At 60.3% G+C, this 22,093-nt stretch carries 22 protein-coding genes; 10 read left to right on the forward strand and 12 right to left on the reverse strand.

Annotated elements, in window-relative coordinates; translation table 11 throughout:
* Window positions 1–27 precede the first annotated feature (27 nt).
* From rlmD to GVL50_RS21410, 4 genes are all read right to left on the reverse strand, one after another.
* Complete coding sequence (rlmD, locus tag GVL50_RS21395) at window positions 28–1,404, reverse strand: 23S rRNA (uracil(1939)-C(5))-methyltransferase RlmD (protein ID WP_159814983.1); 1,377 nt, start codon at window positions 1,402–1,404, stop codon at window positions 28–30.
* Window positions 1,404–2,306 (reverse strand): cysteine synthase CysM, encoded by a 903-nt coding sequence (cysM, locus tag GVL50_RS21400; protein ID WP_053122764.1) that lies wholly within the window; start codon window positions 2,304–2,306, stop codon window positions 1,404–1,406. The genes rlmD and cysM overlap by 1 nt, the downstream gene beginning before the upstream one ends.
* A 198-nt stretch (window positions 2,307–2,504) precedes the next feature.
* Complete coding sequence (locus GVL50_RS21405; protein WP_159814984.1) at window positions 2,505–3,929, reverse strand: sensor histidine kinase; 1,425 nt, start codon at window positions 3,927–3,929, stop codon at window positions 2,505–2,507.
* Window positions 3,916–4,638, reverse strand: a complete 723-nt coding sequence (locus tag GVL50_RS21410) for a response regulator transcription factor (protein WP_159814985.1) — start codon at window positions 4,636–4,638, stop codon at window positions 3,916–3,918. The genes GVL50_RS21405 and GVL50_RS21410 overlap by 14 nt, the downstream gene beginning before the upstream one ends.
* 219 nt (window positions 4,639–4,857) lie before the next feature.
* On the opposite strand from GVL50_RS21410, the gene GVL50_RS21415 reads away from it, so the two are divergent.
* Together GVL50_RS21415 and GVL50_RS21420 are read left to right on the forward strand one after the other, a co-directional pair.
* Entirely contained in the window at window positions 4,858–7,611 is a 2,754-nt protein-coding gene (locus tag GVL50_RS21415; RefSeq protein WP_159814997.1) for a response regulator, read from the forward strand.
* An 82-nt stretch (window positions 7,612–7,693) separates the two neighbouring features.
* Entirely contained in the window at window positions 7,694–8,683 is a 990-nt protein-coding gene (locus tag GVL50_RS21420; protein ID WP_159814986.1) for a 2-hydroxyacid dehydrogenase, read from the forward strand.
* Between the two features lie 3 nt (window positions 8,684–8,686).
* On the opposite strand, the gene GVL50_RS21425 is transcribed toward GVL50_RS21420, so the two are convergent.
* Complete coding sequence (locus GVL50_RS21425; protein WP_159814987.1) at window positions 8,687–9,142, reverse strand: hypothetical protein; 456 nt, start codon at window positions 9,140–9,142, stop codon at window positions 8,687–8,689.
* A 133-nt stretch (window positions 9,143–9,275) separates the two neighbouring features.
* On the opposite strand from GVL50_RS21425, the gene GVL50_RS21430 reads away from it, so the two are divergent.
* On the forward strand, window positions 9,276–9,710 hold the full coding sequence (locus GVL50_RS21430; RefSeq protein WP_159814988.1) for a hypothetical protein: 435 nt from the start codon (window positions 9,276–9,278) through the stop codon (window positions 9,708–9,710).
* Complete coding sequence (locus GVL50_RS21435; RefSeq protein ID WP_053122774.1) at window positions 9,710–10,114, forward strand: META domain-containing protein; 405 nt, start codon at window positions 9,710–9,712, stop codon at window positions 10,112–10,114. Before GVL50_RS21430 ends, GVL50_RS21435 begins: the two co-directional genes overlap by 1 nt.
* Before the next feature lie 138 nt (window positions 10,115–10,252).
* On the opposite strand, the gene GVL50_RS21440 is transcribed toward GVL50_RS21435, so the two are convergent.
* Window positions 10,253–10,720, reverse strand: coding sequence for a TlpA disulfide reductase family protein (locus tag GVL50_RS21440; RefSeq protein ID WP_159814989.1), 468 nt, complete (start codon window positions 10,718–10,720; stop codon window positions 10,253–10,255).
* A 113-nt stretch (window positions 10,721–10,833) separates the two neighbouring features.
* Here GVL50_RS21440 and arsC point away from each other — a divergent pair, with 113 nt between their 5' ends.
* From arsC to GVL50_RS21455, 3 genes are read left to right on the forward strand one after another with little or no spacing between them, the layout of a single operon-like run.
* A complete protein-coding gene (gene arsC / locus GVL50_RS21445; RefSeq protein ID WP_159814990.1) occupies window positions 10,834–11,187 on the forward strand; it encodes an arsenate reductase (glutaredoxin) in 354 nt (117 codons plus the stop codon).
* On the forward strand, window positions 11,184–11,780 hold the full coding sequence (gene wrbA, locus GVL50_RS21450; RefSeq protein WP_053122780.1) for an NAD(P)H:quinone oxidoreductase: 597 nt from the start codon (window positions 11,184–11,186) through the stop codon (window positions 11,778–11,780). The genes arsC and wrbA overlap by 4 nt, the downstream gene beginning before the upstream one ends.
* A 2-nt stretch (window positions 11,781–11,782) precedes the next feature.
* Window positions 11,783–12,208 carry a DUF2069 domain-containing protein gene (locus tag GVL50_RS21455; RefSeq protein ID WP_053122782.1) on the forward strand — a complete coding sequence of 142 codons (426 nt, stop codon included), beginning with the start codon at window positions 11,783–11,785 and terminating at the stop codon, window positions 12,206–12,208.
* A gap of 90 nt (window positions 12,209–12,298) precedes the next feature.
* Here GVL50_RS21455 and GVL50_RS21460 read toward each other — a convergent pair whose 3' ends face one another.
* On the reverse strand, window positions 12,299–12,973 hold the full coding sequence (locus tag GVL50_RS21460; protein ID WP_159814991.1) for a DNA-3-methyladenine glycosylase I: 675 nt from the start codon (window positions 12,971–12,973) through the stop codon (window positions 12,299–12,301).
* Window positions 12,974–13,138: 165 nt separating this feature from the next.
* Window positions 13,139–13,963, reverse strand: coding sequence for a tRNA 2-thiocytidine(32) synthetase TtcA (gene ttcA / locus GVL50_RS21465; protein ID WP_159814992.1), 825 nt, complete (start codon window positions 13,961–13,963; stop codon window positions 13,139–13,141).
* Between the two features lie 425 nt (window positions 13,964–14,388).
* Here ttcA and GVL50_RS21470 point away from each other — a divergent pair, with 425 nt between their 5' ends.
* A complete protein-coding gene (locus tag GVL50_RS21470; RefSeq protein WP_053122787.1) occupies window positions 14,389–14,991 on the forward strand; it encodes a Yip1 family protein in 603 nt (200 codons plus the stop codon).
* A 128-nt stretch (window positions 14,992–15,119) separates the two neighbouring features.
* Window positions 15,120–15,614 (forward strand): SprT family zinc-dependent metalloprotease, encoded by a 495-nt coding sequence (locus GVL50_RS21475; RefSeq protein WP_053122789.1) that lies wholly within the window; start codon window positions 15,120–15,122, stop codon window positions 15,612–15,614.
* A gap of 108 nt (window positions 15,615–15,722) precedes the next feature.
* Here GVL50_RS21475 and GVL50_RS21480 read toward each other — a convergent pair whose 3' ends face one another.
* Together GVL50_RS21480 and GVL50_RS21485 are read right to left on the reverse strand one after the other, a co-directional pair.
* Complete coding sequence (locus GVL50_RS21480; RefSeq protein WP_159814993.1) at window positions 15,723–16,904, reverse strand: CaiB/BaiF CoA-transferase family protein; 1,182 nt, start codon at window positions 16,902–16,904, stop codon at window positions 15,723–15,725.
* A 269-nt stretch (window positions 16,905–17,173) separates the two neighbouring features.
* Window positions 17,174–18,508 (reverse strand): dicarboxylate/amino acid:cation symporter, encoded by a 1,335-nt coding sequence (locus tag GVL50_RS21485; protein WP_159814994.1) that lies wholly within the window; start codon window positions 18,506–18,508, stop codon window positions 17,174–17,176.
* A gap of 351 nt (window positions 18,509–18,859) precedes the next feature.
* Here GVL50_RS21485 and GVL50_RS21490 point away from each other — a divergent pair, with 351 nt between their 5' ends.
* Window positions 18,860–19,858, forward strand: a complete 999-nt coding sequence (locus tag GVL50_RS21490) for an AraC family transcriptional regulator (protein WP_159814995.1) — start codon at window positions 18,860–18,862, stop codon at window positions 19,856–19,858.
* Window positions 19,859–19,975: 117 nt separating this feature from the next.
* On the opposite strand, the gene GVL50_RS21495 is transcribed toward GVL50_RS21490, so the two are convergent.
* Together GVL50_RS21495 and GVL50_RS21500 are read right to left on the reverse strand one after the other, a co-directional pair.
* Window positions 19,976–21,322: an ATP-binding protein gene (locus GVL50_RS21495; protein ID WP_159814996.1), complete on the reverse strand. Its 1,347-nt coding sequence runs from the start codon at window positions 21,320–21,322 to the stop codon at window positions 19,976–19,978.
* Window positions 21,319–21,996, reverse strand: coding sequence for a response regulator transcription factor (locus GVL50_RS21500; protein ID WP_053122799.1), 678 nt, complete (start codon window positions 21,994–21,996; stop codon window positions 21,319–21,321). Before GVL50_RS21500 ends, GVL50_RS21495 begins: the two co-directional genes overlap by 4 nt.
* Window positions 21,997–22,093: the final 97 nt, after the last annotated feature.

The raw sequence follows: 22,093 nt of genomic DNA on the forward strand, positions 1-22,093 counted from the left end.
GGCTGACGCGAGCGCTGCGCGGACAGGTCAGGCGGATTCAGACGAGCCATCCTGGCTCGCTTCAAATAACGCCATGGCCTCGACATGTGCCGTCTGAGGAAACATATCGAGAATCCCGGCACGTTTTAACCGGTAGCCCTGCTTGATCAATTCGACCGTGTCGCGCGCCAGCGTTGCCGGGTTGCACGACACATACACCAACCGCTTCGCGCCCAGGGTCGCAAGCTTGCGTACCACCTCGAAAGCACCGTCACGCGGTGGATCCAAGAGTACCGCAGAAAAACCGTTTCCGATCCACTGAGCATGGCTCAAAGGCTGGGATAAATCGGCTTGAAAAAACTTTGTGTTATGCAAATTGTTACTAGCAGCGTTGGCTGCGGCGCGATCAACCATGGTCTGCACGCCTTCGACCGCCACCACTTCACGTACGGATTTGGCCAGCGGCAAGGCAAAGTTGCCGAGGCCGCAGAACAGATCCAGCACGCGCTCATCGCTGCCTGGCTTCAACCAGTCCAGCGCCTGCGCGACCATCGCTTCGTTGACGCCAGCGTTGACCTGAATAAAGTCGCCCGGCCGGTACACCAGGTTCAAATCCCACTGCTCCAAGCGATAGCCCAGCGACTGCGTGGCATCGACCGGCTGTGGTTCGCCTTCGCCATGCAGCCACAGTTGCGCTTCATGGAATTGGCAGAAGTCCTTGAGGATGCTCAGATCCGCTTCGGACAACGGCGCCATGTGCCGCAGCAATACCGCCAGCGACGAACCGCTGAACAACTCGACGTGACCCAACGCTTGCGGCTTGCTCAAGCGACGGAGCATCTCCGGCAAACGGGTCATGATCAGTTGCAAGGGCTGTACCAGCACCGGGCATTCGCTGATCGCGACGATGTCCTGACTGCCAGCCGCGCGGAAGCCCACTTCGAGTTTCTTCGCTTTCATGTCCCAGCGCACCGCGATCCGGGCACGACGGCGATAGCCGAATTCCGGGCCGGTCAGCGGCGCTGCCCACTCTTCAGGTTCGACACCGGCAACGCGCGACAATTGCTCGGCGAGCATGCGCTGTTTCAGGGCAAGCTGTTCGCTGTGGGGCAAATGCTGAACGCTGCAACCGCCACAACGACCGGCATGCTGACACGGCGCCGGGCGACGCAGTTCGCTGGCGGTGAACACGCGCTCGGTACGCGCCTCGACCACTTTGCCGTGGGCGCCGAGCACCCGCGCTTCGACCTCTTCACCGGCAAGGGCGCCGAGGACGAACCAGGTTTTGCCTTCGAAAAACGCGATGCCGCGACCGTCATTGGCCAGGCGCTCAATGCTCAAGCGCTGCTTCTTGCCGGTCGGGATTTGCGCAGCCTTGCTGCCACCGGTGGGCTGGAAGCGCAGGCCTCTCTCGTGCTTGGCCATCAGTTGGGCGCGTCGAAAATGCCGGTCGACAGGTAACGGTCGCCACGGTCGCAGATGATCGCGACGATCACCGCGTTTTCAACTTCTTTGGACAGGCGCAGCATCGCTGCCACCGCACCGCCCGAGGACACGCCGCAGAAGATGCCTTCTTCACGGGCCAGACGACGGGTGACGTCCTCGGCTTCGCTTTGCGCCATGTCGACGATGCGATCAACGCGATCGGCCTGATAAATCTTCGGCAGGTATTCCTGCGGCCAGCGGCGGATACCGGGAATGGCCGAGCCTTCCATCGGCTGCAAACCGACGATCTGCACGTTGTCGCTCTGCTCTTTCAAGTAGCGCGAAACGCCCATGATGGTGCCGGTGGTGCCCATCGAACTGACGAAGTGGGTGATGGTGCCCTGGGTCTGACGCCAGATTTCCGGGCCGGTGGTGGTGTAGTGCGCCTCAGGATTGTCGCCATTGGCGAACTGATCGAGCACCTTGCCACGGCCTTCGGCTTCCATACGCTGCGCGAGATCGCGCGCGCCTTCCATGCCTTCTTCCTGACTGACCAGAATCAGCTCGGCACCGTAAGCGGTCATCGCCGCTTTACGCTCGGCGCTGGAATTGTCCGGCATGATCAGGATCATCTTGTAACCCTTGATCGCGGCGGCCATGGCCAGCGCAATGCCGGTATTACCCGAAGTCGCTTCAATCAGCGTATCGCCGGCGTGGATCTGCCCACGCAACTCGGCGCGAGTGATCATCGACAACGCCGGACGGTCCTTGACCGAACCCGCCGGGTTATTCCCTTCGAGCTTGAGCAATAGGGTGTTGCTGGTGGCACCGGGCAGGCGCTGCAAACGCACCAGCGGAGTGTTGCCGACGCAATCGGCGATGGTTGGGTACTGCAAGGTCATGGCGTATTCGCAATCCAGACGTGCGGGGGCGCCTATCATACCGGCAAACCCGCGCAGGCCATATCACGCAAAGTGCGGTGCTTATGGTTTATGGGAATAAGCAGCATTTGTCTCACCACTGGTGAGACTTTTAAGGTGAATACTGAATCGAAGGGCCTCATCGCGAGCAGGCTCACTCCTACAGGGGATCGATGCTGTTCAGACGATTTGCGGTGAACGCAAATCCAATGTAGGAGTGAGCCTGCTCGCGATGGCGTCAGTCGGCGCACTGCAATCATCCGCCATCAAGCGCAAATTCAACCGCAACCCCGCCCCGCCATTCTCCGCCCAAATACTCCCCCCCTGACGCTGCACCGCATTGCGCGCAATGCTCAGCCCCAAACCAAACCCACCGTCGCCGGGCCGCGAGCCATCCAGTCGGGTAAACGGCAGAAAGATTCGCTGCAGATCCGCGTCAGCCACACCACCGCCCTGATCCTCCAGCCACAAATGCCAGTAATCGCCATCACGCCGCCCATCGAGCCGGACGATCCCGCCTTCCGGCGAATGCCGAATCGCGTTGCGCAAAATGTTCTCCAGCGCCTGCGCCAGCGTGTTGAGATTGCCGCGCACCCAGCACGATGCCTCGACCGAACACTGCAATTGCAGGCTCGGCCAGCCGCTTTCGTAACAGGCGTTGTCGGTAAGCATTTCCCACAGCGCCTGAATCTGGATTGCCTCGTCGGGCAGTGGCGTGCGGTCGGTGTCGAGCCAAGCCAGTTGCAAGGTGTCTTCGACCAGCCGCTGCATGCCGTCGACTTCACGCCCGATGCGATCGCGCAATTGCGGCAGACCTTGCTCACTTTCGCTGGCCACGCGCAGGCGGCTTAGCGGCGTGCGCAATTCGTGGGACAGGTCGCGGAGCAATTGCTGTTGCAGGGCGACGGTCGATTGCAGGCGCTCGGACATCGAATCAAACGCTCTCGCCAGTTCACCGAGTTCATCCGGGCGCTGGGTAATCCCGCTCGACAACCGCACATTCAATTGATCGGCACGCCAGGCGTTGGCCTGTTCGCGCAAATTATTCAGCGGCACCACCAGCAAGCGATACAACCCGACACACAACAGCAAAGTGAACAGTCCCGGAATCACGCCGTTGGTGATCACCCGCCAGAACACCCGATATTTGCCCGGCAGAAAACGCTCGGGCAATTCGATTACCAGACTGCCGGCGGCCGGGTCTTTGGGAAATGGAATGCGCAGCCACGGCCGCCCCTGTTTGTGAATCGGCCAGTCGAGGCCGCGCAAAAAGGTCAGGTGCTGGGTTTCCTGATCGTTCAGCGGATCGTTGCTCAGCGACTGCAAATTGCCGCCGATCACGCCGACCCAACTGGCCTCGCGCAATTCCATGCTCTGTAACCAGTCATCAATACCGCTGCGACCACCGCGCTGCCAGGCACGTTCGGCCTCCCCGGCATACCGCGCCAGCGTGCCGCGCGCCTCATCGGAGAGAAACTGATTGCGCTCCTCCATATAGCGGCCCCACGACCAGCTCAGCCAGATCATCAGCAGACAGAAGGCGACCAGCAGACAGGCGAGTTTCCAGAACAGCGAATGGCGGCCCGGCAGTTCAGACAGTTTCATCGGCACCGCTCAGTACATAGCCCTTGCCCCACACCGTGCGCACTTCCCGCTCGGTGTAACCGATGGCTTTGAGTTTGCGGCGGATCTGGCTAATGTGCATATCGAGGCTGCGATCGTGGGCCGCGTAGCCGCGTTGCAAAACGTGCTGATAAAGGAAGGCTTTGCTCAGCACTTCTTCATCGTTGCGGTTGAGGGTTTCCAGCAGACGGAATTCGCTGCGGGTCAGCCCGGCAGGTTGATCGCGGAAAAACACGTCGCACTGTTCATCGTCAAAATGCAGCGCGCTAATCGTCGCGGCAGGCGCACTCGCCGCCGGACGTCGATCCAGCGCGACCCGGCGCAGGATCGCTTCGATGCGCACATGCAGCTCGGCCATGCTGAACGGCTTGGGCAGATAATCATCAGCGCCGAGACGAAAACCGCTGATGCGATCGGCCTCGGCACCCAGGGCAGACATCAGCAGCACCGGCGTCGAATGGCTCTGACGCAATTGCGTCAGCACGTTCAAACCGTCCATGCCCGGCAGCAGAATATCCATCAGCACCACGTCGAACGGCTGGCGCTTGGCAATGTTCAAGCCCTCCTGACCGTTCTGGCACCAGGTCACCTGAAAGCCGCTGCGGCCCAGATGTTCGTGAACATAGGCGCCGAGTACCGGATCGTCTTCGATGGAAAGTATGCGTGGCTGGCCAACGGAAACAGGAGTCATGAGTATCTGCAAGTCATTCTCAGTTGAGGGCGATTATTCAAGATTGCCGGGCATCGGGCAACTGATGGTTAGCCCTTCGGACAAACGAGCACCTATGCGCTGACCGATGGCGACACCATTTTTCCGGAGATTGCCCGCAAGCAAATCGCTACACTGCGCCAATGTCGCGTGCCGGATGCACGCATGAGTCAACAGATCAGCGGGATGCAGGAGATAGGCGTGCTCAAGAAACTGGGAATCAAAGGTCGCGTGTTGTTGCTGACCTTGTTGCCGACCAGCCTGATGGCGCTGGTGCTGGGTGGCTATTTCACCTGGATGCAGCAGTCCGACTTGCAGAGCCAATTGATGCAGCGCGGCGAAATGATCGCCGAACAACTGGCCCCGCTGGTCGCGCCCGCCATGGGCCACGGCAACAATGAGTTGCTCGAGCGCATCGCCACGCAATCCCTTGAACAACCCGACGTGCGCGCGGTGACCTTCCTTGCGCCGGATCGCTCGCCGCTGGCCCACGCCGGCCCGACCATGCTCAATCAGGCGCCGAGCGGCGACAGCGCGCAACTGCAACGACGCAGCGGCAATGACGCGACGCGTTACCTGATGCCGGTGTTCGGTAAGCACCGCAACCTCGCCGGCGAACTGATCCCGGCAGAGTCCGATCGCCTGCTCGGCTGGGTCGAACTGGAGCTGTCGCACAACGGCATGTTGCTACGCGGTTATCGCAGTCTGTTTGCCAGCCTTCTATTAATAGTCGCCGGTCTGGCCGGTGCCGCGCTGCTCGCGTTGCGCATGGGCCGCACCATCAACCGTCCGCTGGGCCAGATCAAACAGGCCGTCGCGCAACTCAAGGACGGTCATCTGGAAACCCGCCTGCCGCCGCTCGGCAGTCAGGAACTGGATGAACTCGCTTCCGGCATCAATCGCATGGCCGGCACCCTGCAGAACGCCCGCGAAGAGTTGCAGCACAGCGTCGATCAGGCCACCGAAGACGTGCGCCAGAATCTGGAAACCATCGAGATCCAGAACATCGAACTGGATCTGGCGCGCAAAGAAGCGCTGGAGGCGAGCCGGATCAAATCCGAATTCCTCGCCAACATGAGTCATGAGATCCGCACGCCACTCAACGGCATTCTCGGCTTCACGCATCTGTTGCAGAAAAGCGAACTGACCCCGCGTCAGCTCGACTATCTGGGCACCATCGAAAAATCCGCCGATAGCCTGCTGGGCATCATCAACGAGATCCTCGACTTCTCGAAAATCGAGGCCGGCAAACTGGTGCTCGACCATATTCCATTCAACCTGCGCGACCTGTTGCAGGACACCCTGACCATCCTCGCCCCCGCCGCGCACGCCAAGCAATTGGAGCTGGTCAGTCTGGTGTATCGCGACACGCCGCTGTCGCTGGTCGGCGATCCGCTGCGCCTCAAGCAGATCCTCACCAATCTGGTCAGCAACGCGATCAAGTTCACCCGCGAAGGCACCATCGTCGCCCGCGCCATGCTCGAAGAAGAGCACGAAGATAGCGTGCAACTGCGCATCAGCATTCAGGACACCGGCATCGGCCTGTCGAATCAGGACGTGCGCGCACTGTTTCAAGCGTTCAGTCAGGCCGACAATTCGTTGTCGCGCCAGCCCGGCGGCACCGGGTTGGGGCTGGTGATTTCCAAACGTTTGATCGAGCAGATGGGCGGCGAGATCGGTGTCGACAGCACGCCGGGCGAAGGCTCGGAATTCTGGATCAGCCTGAGCCTGCCAAAAACCCGCGACGACGCCGAAGACCTGCCCGCCGCGCCGCTTCTCGGGCGTCGCGTGGCGGTGCTGGAAAATCATGAACTGGCGCGTCAGGCCTTGCAGCATCAACTGGAAGATTGCGGCCTCGACGTCACGCCGTTCAATACCCTCGAAACCTTGACCAATGGCGTCACCGGCGCGCATCAGACCGATCAGGCGATTGATCTGGCGGTCATCGGCATCACCAGCAATGACATGCTGCCGGAGCGTTTGAACCAGCACATCTGGGATCTCGAACACCTCGGTTGCAAAGTGCTGGTGCTGTGCCCGACCACCGAACAGACGCTGTTCCATCTGTCGGTGCCCAACCCGCACAGCCAGTTGCAGGCGAAACCGGCGTGTACGCGCAAGTTGCGTCGCGCCCTGTCCGATCTGGTCAATCCGCGCCAGATGCGCAGCGAACCGGGCGAACCGTTGTCGAGTCGTGCGCCGCGTGTGCTGTGCGTCGACGACAACCCGGCAAACCTGTTGCTGGTGCAGACCTTGCTCGAAGACATGGGCGCCAAAGTGCTCGCGGTCGAAAGCGGTTACGCCGCTGTCAAAGCCGTGCAAACGGAATCCTTCGATCTGGTGCTGATGGACGTGCAGATGCCCGGCATGGACGGGCGCCAGAGCACCGAAACCATTCGCCAGTGGGAAAGCGAGCGGCATTGCACGCCGCTGCCAATCGTCGCCCTCACCGCCCACGCGATGGCCAACGAAAAACGCGCGCTGCTGCAAAGCGGCATGGACGATTACCTGACCAAACCGATCAGCGAGCGGCAACTGGCGCAGGTGGTGTTGAAGTGGACCGGTCTGGCCTTGCGCAATCAGGCGCCGGATCGACTCAGCGACAGCGCTGCACTCAACCATGAATTGCCGGTGCTCGATCACGACGAAGGTTTGCGCCTGGCCGCCGGCAAAGCCGATCTGGCGGCGGACATGCTGGCGATGCTGCTGGCCTCGCTTGAAGCCGACCGCGAAGCGATTTGCACGGCCCGCGACAGCCACGATCAAAACGCTTTGCTCGAGCGCGTGCATCGCTTGCACGGCGCCACCCGTTACTGCGGCGTGCCGCAATTGCGCGCGGCCTGCCAGCGCAGCGAAACCCTGCTCAAGCAGGATGACCCCAAGGCCTCGGCAGCGCTGGATGAACTGGAACGCTCGATCAATCGCCTGGCCACGCAAGCGAAGATCAGCGCCTGACCCAGCGCAACACCGCTTACCGCTGTTGCCGCTAAAGTGCTCGCGGGTGTCTCAACCCGCGTCGATGCTCCAGGAGGATTTCATGCGCACGATCGTTTTCAGCAGCCAGACCTACGACCGCGACAGCTTCCTCGCCGCCGACTGCCCGGCGAATCTCGAACTGCATTTTCAACCGGCCCGGCTCAGCCTCGACACAGCGGCCCTCGCCGATCAGCACGAAGTGGTTTGCGCCTTTATCAATGACGACCTCAGCGCGCCGGTGCTGGAACGTCTCGCCGCTGGCGGCACACGGCTGATTGCCTTGCGTTCGGCGGGTTACAACCATGTCGATCTGCCTGCCGCCAAGCGTTTAGGACTGGCGGTCGTGCGTGTTCCCGCGTATTCGCCGCATGCTGTCGCTGAACACGCGGTGGCATTGATTCTCGCCCTCAACCGTCGCCTGCACCGCGCCTACAACCGCACCCGCGAAGGCGACTTCACCCTGCACGGTCTGACCGGGTTTGATCTGGTCGGCAAAACGGTGGGCATCGTCGGCACCGGGCAGATCGGTGCGACCTTCGCGAAAATCATGCACGGTTTCGGCTGCAAGTTGCTCGCTTACGACCCGTATCCAAACCCGGACGTTGTCGCTTTGGGCGCGCGTTATCTGAGCTTGCCGGAGCTGCTCGCGCAGTCGCGAATCATCAGCCTGCACTGCCCGCTCAATGAGCAGAGCAAACACCTGATCAACCGCGATTCACTGGCGCACATGCAGGCCGGCGCGATGCTGATCAACACCGGGCGCGGCGGATTGGTCGACACGCCAGCGCTGATCGACGCACTGAAGGATGGGCAACTCGGTTATCTGGGGCTGGATGTCTACGAAGAAGAAGCACAGCTATTTTTCGAGGATCGTTCGGACTTGCCGTTGCAGGACGATGTGCTGGCGCGATTGCTGACCTTTCCTAACGTGATCATCACCGCGCATCAGGCGTTTCTCACGCGCGAGGCACTGGGCGCGATCGCGGCAACCACGCTGCACAACATCGCGACCTGGGCGGCGGGTGCGCCGCAGAACCAGGTCGAGGGCTGACCGTTATTTCGGCGACAGCGACGACGCCAGAATCAGCAAGGCCAGCCAGCCGAAGCCGAACAGCCGTTGTTTCGCCGAATGCCCGTTGCGCAGCAGGAACCAGACAAACACCATCGGCAGCAGGAAGATCATGATCTTCAGCCAGCCTTCGACCGGGCGGCTGCCATCGACATTGATCTGAGGTGGAACCGGTTGCGCCGCTTGCTGACGACGACGGCGCCCTGCTGCGGCGGGCATCACTTTCGGTAGCGGTTCAGCGGCGGGCGGGACAACGGCCTCCGGCACAGCCTTGTTGCGCGGCAGACTGCCGAAAGAAATCGTCGAGGCCTTCGTGGGGGCAGCGGCGGCCTGCGCTTGCACATGCGCCGCTTGCTCGGCCATCGGGGCCCCGCAATGAATGCACACCAAGGCTTCGGAACTGATGTTCCGCTTGCATTCATAACATTCGATCAGCGCCATGTTCCGTTCCTTCAGAGTCGAGGGCGGCAGTTTGCCATGGGTGCGGGTCGATTTGAACCGGATCGAAGGTCGCACGCGCGCATCATCCTGCAATCGAGCCCGTGCTAGCATGTCGCGCATATTTGGAGGACCCATGGTCGAACACGATTTCCGCTACACGCTGATGAACCCGCAACACACCCTCACCGAATGCCGCGCCCTCGTTCCGGGCCGCTATCAGGTCACCGGCAACGGTGGTTCGATCCGCATCGGTGACGCGCTGTTGGTCACTCTCAAAGGCAGCAAGGATTTGTCCATGCGCCTGACCGTCGAAACCGTCCGCCACCTGATCAATCCGCCGGGCCAATGGACTGCGATGACCACCGGCCCGGTGTTCGGCGAACTGGCGATCCACACCTGGCAAGTCAGCTGCGACAGCTGCGCCAAAGAGCTGAGCTTTGAATTCGCCGTGGACGCCAAGCTGGGCAAAACCGCAGAGAAACCGGCCGCCACCGCGCGGATTGCCGAGCTGGGCTGGAAAGCCGTTGGCGACAAGCACCTGTGCCCGAAATGCCAGGAGCCTGCGTGATGAAACGCTTTGCCCTGACCGCGTTGGTCGGTGTTGGTCTGGTGGGTTGTGCGGCTGAGCCTGTGCAACTGCAACAAAACCGCAGCTACATTCTGGAGTGGATCGGTGAACGGCCATTGATGGATTACAGCCATCTGACCGTGACCCTCGGCGAGGATGGTCGCGCTTACGGCAACGGCGGCTGCAACCATTGGTTCGCGCCGTACACGCTGGAAGGCGACAAGCTGAGCTTCGGCAAAATCGGCAAGACCCGCAAACTGTGCGCGCCGGCGTTGATGGAGCAGGAGCAACGCTTCCTCGAGGCGCTGGAGCATGTCGAGCGCTGGGACATCTCGCCAATCGAGCAGATGCGCTTCTGGCCGGCTGAAGGCAAGCCTTTGCGTTGGTGGCTGGAAGAGGGTTGATTGTTCAGCCGCAAAAAAGATCGCAGCCTTCGGCAGCTCCTACATGAATCCGCGTACCCCCTGTAGGAGCTGCCGAAGGCTGCGATCTTTTGATCGTTCCCACACTCCGGCGTGGGAACGAGCCTGACCGGCAACAACCTATTTGGTAGCCTGCAGAGCCTCCAGCTTCGCCATCACCCCCGCCGCCGTCTGCTCGCCCATCAGCTGTTCACGCACCTTGCCCTTGTTGTCGATGATGTACGTCACCGGCAGCGCTTCACTGCGCGGCACGTCAAACAACTCCGCCGGATCCTGCGCCAGCACGGTGAACTTGATACCGAGTTTTTCACTGGCCTCTTTCAGCTCCGCGCCCTGCACGTTGTCGAAGTTAACCCCGAACACGCCGACGTTCTTGCCCTTTAGCTCGTCAGCCAGATGATTGAGTTCCGGAATCTCCGTTCGGCACGGCCCGCACCATTCGGCCCAGTAGTTGAGCACAACCCATTGTTTGTCCAGACGCTCGGACGCGACTTTCTGCCCGTTCTGGTCGATGCCGTAGTCGTTACCGCAGCCCCCCAGCATCAACGCCCCGATAATCGTCAATGCCGCTGCCAATCGCCGTGTCATGTCATGTTCCTTGTGAAAATTTAAACGCGCCTGCGACCCATCGCCTCTGACGGTTCTGGATTGCGCGCTGCACAGTTAGAATAGCCGCCACTTTACGCCAGAAGCGACCCGCCATGACCGATCTGACGCTTTATCACAATCCGCGCTGCTCGAAATCCCGCGGCGCGCTGGAACTTATCGAAGCCCGCGGCCTGAGCCCAAACGTCGTGCGTTACCTCGAAACCCCGCTGAATGCGGCGCAAATCAAGGCCCTGCTCGGCAAGCTCGGGATCAGCGCACGCCAGTTGCTGCGTACCGGGGAAGATGAATACAAAATGCTTCAACTGGCGGATGAAAGCCTCAGCGAAGCGCAATTGATCGACGCCATCGCCCAGCATCCGAAACTGATGGAGCGTCCGATTCTTGAAGTCGGCGACAAAGCCGTGATCGGTCGTCCGCCGGAAAATATGCTGGAGTTGCTGCCGTGAGCGCGCCGTACATTCTGGTGTTGTATTACAGCCGCAATGGCTCGACCAACGAGATGGCGCGGCAGATTGCTCGCGGTGTCGAGCAGGCTGGCCTCGAAGCGCGTTTGCGTACCGTGCCGGCGATCTCCACCGAGTGCGAAGCCGTTGCACCGAGCATTCCGGACGAAGGCGCGCTCTACGCCACGCTGGATGATCTGAAAAACTGCGCCGGCCTGGCCCTCGGTAGCCCGACGCGTTTCGGCAACATGGCCGCGCCGCTGAAATACTTCCTCGATGGCACCAGCAATCTGTGGCTGACCGGTGCTCTGGTTGGCAAACCGGCCGGCGTGTTCACCTCCACCGCCAGTTTGCACGGCGGTCAAGAAACCACGCTGCTGTCGATGATGCTGCCACTGCTGCACCACGGCATGCTCATCACCGGTCTGCCGTACAGCGAATCGGCACTGCTGGAAACCCAGGGCGGCGGCACGCCTTACGGCGCCAGCCATCACGCTGGGGCGGACGGCAAAAAGGGTCTGGATCAGCACGAAGTCGCGCTGTGCCGTGCGCTCGGCCATCGTCTGGCCAAGACTGCGCAGAAACTGGAGGGCTGACGGTGGCGAAGAAGCCGAAAATCCTGCCCTCGGTCGAGTGGCTTGAGCCGCGCGTGAAAGCGATGCGGGTGGTCAGTCTGCTGAGCTTTTTTGCCTTGGCCGGGTTGCTCGCTGCGTACTATCTGATCTTCGCCGATCTGCACGGCGCGCGGCCGTGGGTAATTCTGCTGGTCGAGCTGATCCCGTGGCTGGTTCTCGCCCCGGCGATGATCATGGGCAGCGCCCGTGGTCATTCGTGGATGTGTTTTGTGGTGAATCTGTATTTCATCAAAGGCGCACTGGCGGCGTATGATCCGAACCGGCAGTTGTTTGGTGTGCTGGAGATGGTCGCGAGCCTGGCGGTGTTTTGCTCGGCGCTGTTGTATGTGCGGTGGCGGTATCAGTTGAATCGCAAGTTGGCGGGTGAAGGCGAGATCAGCGTCGCCTGAGCTGACGCCTTCGCGAGCAAGCCCGCTCCCACAGGGAAGCGCATTCCAAAATGTGGGAGCGGGCTTGCTCGCGAATGGGGCAACGCAGTCTCAATGGTTAACGGTATAAGCAAGCATCATCGAAATCTGGCTCATCGGCCGTCCGCCACTCTCTTCATGCCACTGATTGAAGACATTCTGCACAATCGCCAGATCACGCTGGCTGGTCGGCACCTTGTCGACGATCTTCTGCGCATTGAGCGCCGCAACCACGTCGTAGCTCGGCACAAAAGTATCCTTGCCGACCATGCGCAAAAACCGTGGCGCTGACAGCCCGCCGAGTTGATGGCCGTGCTTTTTCAGGTACGTCCACAATCCGACAATATCGGTCACCGGCCAGTCGGCGATCAGTGCGCCGAAACTGCCCTTGTCCTTCTCGACATCCAGAATGAACTGCGCATTGCGCGGCACGCTTTTCAGCTTGCCGAGGTGGCGAATGATCCGCGCATCCTGCATCAGGCGCTCGAGGTGTTCGGCGCTCATCAGCACGACTTTTTCCGGATCGAACTTGAAGAACACTTCCTCGAAGGCCGGCCACTTGGCGTCGACCAGACTGTGCTTGAGGCCGGCACGGAACACGCGCAGGGCCATGGTCGAAAGGTAGCGGTCGTCGCTGATTTTGCGCAGTTGTGCGGGAGTCTTGGGAACGGGCAGATGGGCTTCCAGTTCAGCCGCCGAACCGAAGCGGTTCAGACAGTATTCGTGCAGCCACTTGTAATCGCGCATGCCCTCTCCTGGTGAATTGAATAAAGAAACTAATGCGGGGCCCTGTGGTGAGGGGATTTATCCCCGATGGGCTGCGCAGCAGCCCCAGACTATTCTGGGTGCGCTTCGCGCTCCAACGGGGATAAATCCCCTCGCCACAAAAGTGTGGCCCCACAGAAATGGGGTTTACAGATTGACGACGTTCACGAAGCGCGAAGCCGCAGTCTCGTCGATCTTCAGGCTGGTGAAGTCGAACAGGTTGCGGTCGGCCAGTTGCGACGGGATGACATTCTGCAGACTGCGGAAGATGCTTTCCGTTCGACCGGGTGTCTTGCGTTCCCAGTCCAGGAGCATTTCCTTGACCACCTGACGCTGCAGGTTTTCCTGCGAACCGCAGAGGTTGCACGGGATGATCGGGAATTCTTTGAGGTCCGAATAGGCCTGAATGTCTTTTTCGTTGCAGTACGCCAGCGGACGGATCACCACGTTGCGGCCGTCGTCGGCGCGCAGCTTCGGTGGCATGGCTTTCAACGAACCGTTGAAGAACATGTTGAGGAAGAACGTCTCGACGATGTCGTCGCGGTGATGACCGAGGGCCATTTTTGTCGCGCCGATTTCGTCAGCAAAGGTGTACAGCGTGCCGCGACGCAGACGTGAGCACAGCGAGCAGGTGGTCTTGCCTTCCGGGATCAGTTCCTTGACCACCGAGTAGGTGTCTTTCTCGACGATGTGGTACTCGACGCCCAGTTCTCTCAGATAGGCCGGCAGCACGTGTTCGGGGAAGCCCGGCTGCTTTTGATCCATGTTCACCGCGACGATCTCAAACTTGATCGGTGCAACCTTCTGCAGGTGCAGCAGCACGTCGAGCATGGTGTAACTGTCCTTGCCCCCGGACAGGCAGACCATGACCTTGTCGCCGTCTTCAATCATGTTGAAGTCAGCAACCGCTTCGCCGGCCAGGCGGCGCAGGCGCTTTTGCAGTTTGTTCTGGTTGACCGTAAGAGTGCCCATGACGCGAAATCCGTGAGGTGTGACGAAAAGCCGGCATTTTACGCAAAAACCTCGCGTGGGCGAAGCATCTGTGGCGAGGGGATTTATCCCCGTTGGGTTGCGAAGCAGCCCCAAAACCTGAGAACTCGTATTGCCTGACACTGCGCGGTGAATGGCTTGGCGACTGCTGCGCAGCCGAACGGGGATAAATCCCCTCGCCACAAAAGTGTTTCAAGCATCAAAAATGCCTTACCAGCAAGACCCCAAGGCGATTAAGCCCCGTGTTTACAGCGCGATTTGCTCTAAGCCCCTAATACCTGTGCGGTTAAGTCCTTTCTATACTGCGACATAAGGTCGCACACATCCATGACCTGACTTTGCTCGGCCTCATTGGCCCGTAGGCGCTCCGTTGGGGGGCGATGGCAATAACAAGAGGAGTGACTGGCATGATCCATCACGTAGTGGGACTTTTTACCCACCCCGATCAGGAATGGAAGGAAATCCGTGGCGACCAAGAGGAAAGCATCAGCCACATGTACCTGACACACACGCTGATTCTGGCGGCGATCCCCGCCATTTCGGCGTTTATCGGCACCACTCAGGTCGGCTGGGTGATCGGCAACCGCGCACCGGTGATGCTCACGGTCGAAAGCGCGATCTGGATGACCGTCATGTCGTACCTGGCGATGCTTGGCGGCGTCGCGGTCATGGGCGCTTTCGTGCACTGGATGGCGCGTACATACGACGCCAACCCGAGTCTGGCCCGTTGTGTCGCATTCGCCACTTACACCGCAACACCGTTGTTTGTCGGCGGACTGGCGGCGCTGTATCCGCATATGTGGCTGGGGATGATCGTCGGCACGGCGGCCATCTGTTACACGGTTTATCTGTTGTACGTGGGGCTGCCGACGTTCATGAATATTCCGTCGGACGAAGGTTTCCTGTTCTCAAGCTCAGTGCTGGCGGTGGGTCTTGTGGTGCTGGTCGCCATCATGGCGTTTACCGTGATCGTCTGGGGGCTGGGCGTAGGGCCTGTCTACACCAACTAGCAAACGTCTTGTTCATAAAGGCCGCCGCGAGGCGGCCTTGTCGTTTGCCGGATGACCATTCGGCAGCTCGACGATTCGCAAGTCCCCAGGGTTGCGGCATACTCGACGTCTCTGGAGATCCATCAAGCATGCCCGAGCAACTCAATACCCGCGTCGAAGACTGTTACCAACTCGCTGAATCCTTTTTCAAACGTCACTTCCAACGCCCTGTCGTCAGTCTCAAGCTGCGCGGGCAAAAAGCCGGTGTCGCGCATTTGCACGAGAACCTGCTGCGCTTCAATCCGCAGCTGTACCGGGAAAACACTGAACATTTCCTCAAACAAACCGTGGCCCACGAAGTTGCGCACCTGATCGCCCATCAGTTGTTTGGCGACCGCATTCAGCCGCACGGCGAGGAATGGCAATTGATCATGCGCGGGGTTTACGAACTGCCGCCGGATCGCTGCCATACCTACGCCATTAAACGTCGCAGCGTTACCCGCTATATCTACAAATGCCCGTGCGTGGACAGTGATTTTCCGTTCTCGGCGCAGCGGCATAGCCTGGTGCGGCAGGGGCGGCGGTATTTGTGTCGTAGCTGCCGGAATACGTTGGTGTTTAGTGGTGAGATGCGGGTGGAATAGTCAGATTTGTGTTGCAGCGACTGGCCTCTTCGCGAGCAAGCCCGCTCCCACAGGGGAACGCATTTAAAAGTGGGAGCGGGCTTGCTCGCGAAAGGGCCGGTAGAGGCACTAAAGAACGACTTTGGCATAGCGCAATTCTGCAATCCGCTCAGGACTAAACCCCAACGCCCCCAACACCTCATCCGTATGCTGCCCTAACACCGCCCCGACATGCCGTGGCGCCGGTAAATCCTCGGAAAACTTCAACGGACACGCCATCTGCGCCTGCGTCGTGCCATCCCCGCGCGGCACCTGCGTCACTAGTTCGCGCGCCTGCAACTGCGGATGCCGCACCGCCTCACTCAAATTCAACACCGGTTCGACACACGCATCGATCCCGGCAAACAGTTCGCACAGTTCAGCAAAGTCATGCCGTTCGAACTCGATCTTCAATGCTTCCTTCAGCGCCCGCTGCTGCTCAGGTTTCGGCGACAAGCCCTGCGCCGCCAACTCCGGCCGGCCCAGCGCCGTACACAGCTGCTGCATGAACGCCGGCTCCAGACTGCCAACCGACATCCAGCGCCCATCCCGCGAACGGTAATAGTCGTAAAAGCTGCCGCCATTGAGCATCTGGTCTTCCCAGCCCGGCTCTTCGCCGCAAGCCAGATACCCGGCGCCGGCCATGGCATTCAGGCTGAATGCGCAATCGGTCATGCTCACGTCCAGATGGGTGCCCTGCCCCGTTTGCTGACGCGCAATCACCGCTGCGAGTAAACCGATCACCCCGTGCAACGAACCACCGGCGACATCCGCGACTTGCATACCCAACGGCAACGGCCCGCTGTCGGCGCGACCGGTGTAGCTGGAGAGCCCGGCGAGGGCGAGATAGTTGATGTCATGCCCGGCGCGATCCTTGTACGGGCCGGTCTGGCCGTAACCGGTGATCGACACGTAGATCAGTTTTGGATTGATCGCCTTCAGTGCCTCGTATCCGAGCCCCAAACGCTCCATCACGCCGGGACGAAACTGTTCCAGGACGATGTCGTGATCCGCCAGCAATTGCTTGATCACCTTGAGCGCTTCGGGCTGCTTGAGATCCAGCGCCAGGCTGCGCTTATTGCGATTGAGATAGGCGTGACTGGCAGACATCCCGCCATCGTGCGGCGGTAATACGCGCAGCAGATCCATGCGCGTCGGCGATTCGATACGCAGCACCTCGGCGCCCATGTCCGCCAGCAACAGCGACGCGAACGGCCCCGGCAACAGCGTGGAGAAATCGAGGATTTTCAGTGAGGCCAGCGGTGCAGACATGGGCGAACTCCTTGGGCGATGCACTCAGCCTAGGCAGCCATTGCCGAAGCAGCAATCACCGGATATGTCAGCGGGTGTGACCGTTACGCTCAAATCGCAGGCAATAAAAAACCTGCCAAAGCAGGTTTTTCAGTCCATCTGTGGCGAGGGAGCTTGCTCCCGCTGGGTCGCGTAGCGGCCCCCCGTTCTAAATACAAAAGCCGGGGCCTGCTGCGCAGTCCAGCGGGAGCAAGCTCCCTCGCCACAGTTAAGCCCCTTACTACAAGGTGTTACTTGACGCTGCTCGGGGCCGGGCCTTCAGCCACACCCAGATCATCTTCAGGGCGGGTATCAGCGATACCGCGACCGCCCGATGCCAGCTCGGATTGCAGCACGTCGGTGTCCAGCTCTTTCACCCACTTGGCAACCACGATGGTCGCAACAGCGTTGCCCACCAGGTTGGTCAGTGCGCGTGCTTCGGACATGAAGCGGTCGATACCGAGGATCAGCGCCAGACCGGCCACCGGCAAGTGACCTACCGCCGACAGAGTCGCGGCCAGCACGATGAAGCCCGAACCGGTCACACCGGCTGCGCCTTTGGAGGACAGCAGCAGCACCACCAACAGAGTGATCTGGTGCGTGATGTCCATGTGCGTGTCGGTTGCCTGAGCAATGAACACCGCAGCCATGGTCAGGTAGATCGCGGTGCCGTCGAGGTTGAACGAGTAACCGGTCGGGATCACCAGACCCACTACCGATTTCTTCGCGCCCAGACGCTCCATCTTGATCAGCATGCGTGGCAGTACCGATTCCGACGACGAGGTGCCGAGTACGATCAGCAGCTCTTCACGGATGTAACGGATCATCTTCAGCACGCTGAAACCGTGCATGCGGGCGATACCGCCAAGCACGATCAACACGAACAGCAGGCAAGTGATGTAGAAGCAGATCATCAGTTGACCCAGCTGCACCAGCGAACCCACGCCGTAAGCGCCGATGGTGAAGGCCATGGCACCGAAGGCACCGATTGGCGCGAGCTTCATGATCATGTTGATGATGTTGAACATCACGTGGGCGAAGCGATCGATGAAGTCGAGGATCGGACGGCCGTAGTCACCCAGGCGATGCAGGGCGAAGCCGAAGATCACCGAGAACATCAGCACTTGCAGGATGTCACCGGTGGCGAACGCGCCGACGATGGTGGTCGGGATCACGTTGAGCAGGAAGCCGACAACGCTTTGGTCAGCGCCCGCCGCGACATAGGAAGCGACTTTCGAAGCGTCGAGGGTGGCAACGTCGATGTGCATGCCGTTGCCCGGCTGCACAATGTTGACCACAACCAGACCAACCAGCAGAGCGATGGTCGAAACGATTTCGAAGTACAGAAGCGCGTAACCACCGGTCTTGCCGACCGATTTCATGCTTTGCATGCCAGCGATGCCGCTGACTACGGTGCAGAAGATGATCGGAGCGATGATCATTTTGATCAGTTTGATGAACCCGTCACCCAGCGGCTTTACCGCCACGCCGAACTGCGGGTAGTAATGACCAAGCGCGATACCGATGATGATCGCGATGATCACCTGGAAATACAGGGATTTGTACAGTGGCTGACGAGTCGTCATTGCAAGTTTCCTCAAGAGCCCCGCGTGCAACATCCATCTGTTACGCCGCGAAACCTGAATTGCGAACCCTCCTGCACTGGAGGGATTTGTTGTTGGAGCGGCGTTTTCCGGGCGGGATAAACGCACGCTTCTGTCGCTCTTATCGCAAACGCCGTGCCACTTTGGTGCATTTCCCGGCAAGCCTTTTGACATCAAGGGCTGCAGGTGTTTTCAGTGTCACCTTCCGGTGAGTTGAGTGTGGCGGATTTCCGCCAACTCGCCGCTTGTCGTCCTACAATTTGGCGGAAATCCGCCTTGTTGCTCGCATCACCCCCGGCTACCATCCGGCGCCTGAGGAAGGATTTGTCGCTTATGCGCGAACGCACCATCGCCAGTCATTTCGCCCGTGCCGCCCTCGGTGGCGCACGCCGCCTGGGTTTCGACTATTCGAGTCTGTTGCTGCAACTGGGCATCAGCCCGGAATTGCTCGACGAACCTCGCGCGCGTCTCGCGCCGGAACAGTTCACTCAGTTGATCCAGGGCCTGTGGCTGGCGCTGGACGACGAATACCTCGGTTTCGGCAACGCACCGAGCAAGCCCGGCAGCTTCGCGATGATGTGCCACGCCTCGATTCATTGCCGCAATCTGGAGAAGGCTCTGCAACGCGGCTTATTGTTTTATAGCCTATTCCCGCAAGGCCCGCGCCTGACCCTGAGCCGCGAAGACGAATGGGTACGTTTGAGCCTTGATGATTTGCAATTGTGGGATCCGGATCACTTTCTCACCGAGAGCCTGCTGGTGATCTGGCATCGCCTCGGCAGTTGGCTGATTGGCCAGCGCATCCGGCTGGAGCAGGTGACGTTCAGCTACCCACGCCCCGAACACGGCGCGGAATACGATTTGCTGTTTCCCTGCCCGATGACGTTTGCCAGCGATCAGAGCAGCCTGCTGTTTCACAGCCGCTACCTGCACATGCCGTTGTTGCAGGACGAGCGCACACTCAAACACTTCCTCGAACGCTCCCCCGCTGACCTGCTGTCGCGCCCGGACGATGGCGACAGCCTGAGTAGTCGGCTGCGCCGCTTGCTCAGTCGCGACAGCGTGAATTGGCCGGATCTGGAAGCGGTGGCCGCGCAGATGCACATCAGCCCGCAGACGTTGCGCCGGCATTTGCGTGAGGAAGGCACGAGTTTTCAGGAGCTGAAGGATCAGCTGCGGCGGGATATCGCCATCTACCATTTGGGGCGCGCGGATTTGTCGTTGCAGCAGATTGCCGAGCAGTTGGGGTTTTCTGAGCCGTCGGCGTTTCACCGGGCGTTCAAGAAATGGACGGGGCTGACACCGGGGGCTTATCGGGCGCAGGAACAGTGAGGCCGTCATAAATTCTGTGGCGTACTCACTGACGCCTTCGCGAGCAAGCCCACACATTTGAAATGCATTTCCCTGTGGGAGCGGGCTTGCTCGCGAAGAGGCCAGCACTGCCGACCTCTAAACCGCCGGAAAATGAATCCTGAACGCCGCCCCACCCATCGGTGAATCTCCCAACGTGAGCTTGGCGCTGTAACTCTCGATGATGTCCTTGACCACAGCCAAGCCGATCCCCTGGCCCGGATGCTGGGCATCCAGCCGTTCGCCACGCTCGAGAATCCGCGCACGCTGATCCGGCGGTACGCCCGGGCCGTCGTCTTCGATGCACAGTTCAACCCCGGCGTGATTTTCACGCACGCTGATGCGCACTTCGCCCAGACACAGGCGATAGGCGTTTTCCAGCAGGTTACCCATCATTTCCAGCAAGGCGCCCTGCTCGATCGGCACGTAACAATGCTCCGGCAGGTCAAACGCCACGCGTACATGTTTGTCGCGATAGACCTTGTCCAGCGTGTCGCAAAGGCTTTTCAGCACCGGTTGCAGACGCACCTGATGGCGCACCAGGCCGCTTTTGCGCAGGCTTGCGCGTTGCAGTTGGTAGCCGATCTGCTGGCTCATGCGTTCGATCTGCGATTGCAGCACCCAGGCCTGATCGCGATCTTCGGGGCGCTGGGCCATGGCTTCGCTGACGCCTTGCAGCACCGTCAACGGGGTTTTCAGGCTGTGCGCGAGGTCATCGAGGGAGTCACGATAGCGGCTGCGCTGCTGGCGTTCGCTGTGCAGCAAGCGGTTGAGCGAGCCGGTCAGGCGCAGCAGTTCGCGCGGGTGTTGTTCGGTGAGGCTTTCGCGGGTGCCGCCTTCGATTTCGTCGAGTTCCTGACTGAGTCGGCGCAAAGCTTTTAAGCCCCAGGTCAGGCCGATCCACAACAGCGCCAGCAACACCAGCAAAGCTGCGCCGAAACCGAGGTAGAGGTTTTCGCGCAGTCCTTCGAGGGTGACTTCGTATTCGCGCACCGGTTGCAGCGCGACGATGCTGAACGCCGCACTTTTGCCGCCGAGCAGTTTGACTTCGACGTCATAGACGAAGAATTCCTGACCGTTGGCCTCGCGAATCCGCGCGAACTCGTTGCCGAGGCCGTCGTAGCGCGGTTTGTAGTTGATCTGTTCTTCCTGGGTGGCTTTCGAGCGCCAGACCAAGTGCCCTTCGCGGTCGTAGATGTAACCGAGCAGACGGAAATCGGTGAGGTTGAAACGCTCGTCCGGCAACTGATTCGGCATCACCAGCCGACCGTTTTCAATGCGTGCAGCTGAAATCAGCGTGGTGACGTCCGAGGCCAGCCGTTGTTCGATCGAGTCCTGCAACGCGAGGCTGAACGCGCCCTGCATCGCCGGGAGCAAGGCGAGCATGAACAACACCGCCAACGTGGTGGCGGCGAGCATCAGCCGGACGCGAAGCGAACGAATCAAGTGCAGCGCTCATTGAACAGGTAGCCGAGGCCGCGCACGGTGTCGATCGGTTTGAACCCGGCCGGGCCTTCGAGTTTGCGGCGCAGGCGGCCGACCAGCACTTCGATGACATTCGGATCGCGCTCGTCGTCGTCCGGGTAGAGCTGCTCCATCAAACGATCCTTGGGCACCACTTGCTGGTGATGACGCATGAGGTATTCGAGGATGCGGTACTCGTAGGCGGTCAGCGCCAGCGGTTGTTCGTCGAGGGTCGCCTGCTTGCGATTGAGGTCGAGCAGCAACGGTCCGGCGACGATGGTCGACTGGGTGAAACCGCTGGAGCGGCGCAGCAAGGCATTCAGGCGCGCGTCGAGTTCTTCGAACTGGAACGGCTTGACCACGTAATCGTCGGCGCCGGCAGCGAGGCCTTCGACCTTGTCCTGCCAGTTGCCGCGCGCGGTGAGGATCAGGATCGGAAAGGTCTTGCCGCCCGAGCGCAACTGGCGGATCAGGTCGAGGCCGTTCATGCCCGGCAAGCCGAGATCGATCACCGCCAGATCAAAGTTGAACTGTCCGGTCTGGTACAGCGCCTCTTCGGCATTGGCCACGGACTCGACCACGTGACCGCTCTCCGTGAGACGGGTTTGCAGGTGATGGCGCAACAGCGCCTCATCTTCGACGACCAACAGTTTCATGACCTTCTCCTAATCACTTGAAATCTCCACAACCTCCTGTGGGAGCGGGCTTGCTCGCGAAGGCGCCGGATCAGTCAACATCTACATTGACTGATCC

The sequence above is a fragment of the Pseudomonas sp. 18058 genome, assembly GCF_902706155.1.
Classification (GTDB): domain Bacteria; phylum Pseudomonadota; class Gammaproteobacteria; order Pseudomonadales; family Pseudomonadaceae; genus Aquipseudomonas; species Aquipseudomonas rustica.

Coding starts and splice junctions, on each gene's coding strand:
- rlmD (WP_159814983.1), bottom strand. CDS start 1,404: ATGGCCAAGCACGAGAGAGGCCTGCGCTTCCAGCCCACCGGTGGCAGC.
- cysM (WP_053122764.1), bottom strand. CDS start 2,306: ATGACCTTGCAGTACCCAACCATCGCCGATTGCGTCGGCAACACTCCG.
- GVL50_RS21405 (WP_159814984.1), bottom strand. CDS start 3,929: ATGAAACTGTCTGAACTGCCGGGCCGCCATTCGCTGTTCTGGAAACTC.
- GVL50_RS21410 (WP_159814985.1), bottom strand. CDS start 4,638: ATGACTCCTGTTTCCGTTGGCCAGCCACGCATACTTTCCATCGAAGAC.
- GVL50_RS21420 (WP_159814986.1), top strand. CDS start 7,694: ATGCGCACGATCGTTTTCAGCAGCCAGACCTACGACCGCGACAGCTTC.
- GVL50_RS21425 (WP_159814987.1), bottom strand. CDS start 9,142: ATGGCGCTGATCGAATGTTATGAATGCAAGCGGAACATCAGTTCCGAA.
- GVL50_RS21430 (WP_159814988.1), top strand. CDS start 9,276: ATGGTCGAACACGATTTCCGCTACACGCTGATGAACCCGCAACACACC.
- GVL50_RS21435 (WP_053122774.1), top strand. CDS start 9,710: ATGAAACGCTTTGCCCTGACCGCGTTGGTCGGTGTTGGTCTGGTGGGT.
- GVL50_RS21440 (WP_159814989.1), bottom strand. CDS start 10,720: ATGACACGGCGATTGGCAGCGGCATTGACGATTATCGGGGCGTTGATG.
- arsC (WP_159814990.1), top strand. CDS start 10,834: ATGACCGATCTGACGCTTTATCACAATCCGCGCTGCTCGAAATCCCGC.
- GVL50_RS21460 (WP_159814991.1), bottom strand. CDS start 12,973: ATGCGCGATTACAAGTGGCTGCACGAATACTGTCTGAACCGCTTCGGT.
- ttcA (WP_159814992.1), bottom strand. CDS start 13,963: ATGGGCACTCTTACGGTCAACCAGAACAAACTGCAAAAGCGCCTGCGC.
- GVL50_RS21470 (WP_053122787.1), top strand. CDS start 14,389: ATGATCCATCACGTAGTGGGACTTTTTACCCACCCCGATCAGGAATGG.
- GVL50_RS21475 (WP_053122789.1), top strand. CDS start 15,120: ATGCCCGAGCAACTCAATACCCGCGTCGAAGACTGTTACCAACTCGCT.
- GVL50_RS21480 (WP_159814993.1), bottom strand. CDS start 16,904: ATGTCTGCACCGCTGGCCTCACTGAAAATCCTCGATTTCTCCACGCTG.
- GVL50_RS21485 (WP_159814994.1), bottom strand. CDS start 18,508: ATGACGACTCGTCAGCCACTGTACAAATCCCTGTATTTCCAGGTGATC.
- GVL50_RS21490 (WP_159814995.1), top strand. CDS start 18,860: ATGCGCGAACGCACCATCGCCAGTCATTTCGCCCGTGCCGCCCTCGGT.
- GVL50_RS21500 (WP_053122799.1), bottom strand. CDS start 21,996: ATGAAACTGTTGGTCGTCGAAGATGAGGCGCTGTTGCGCCATCACCTG.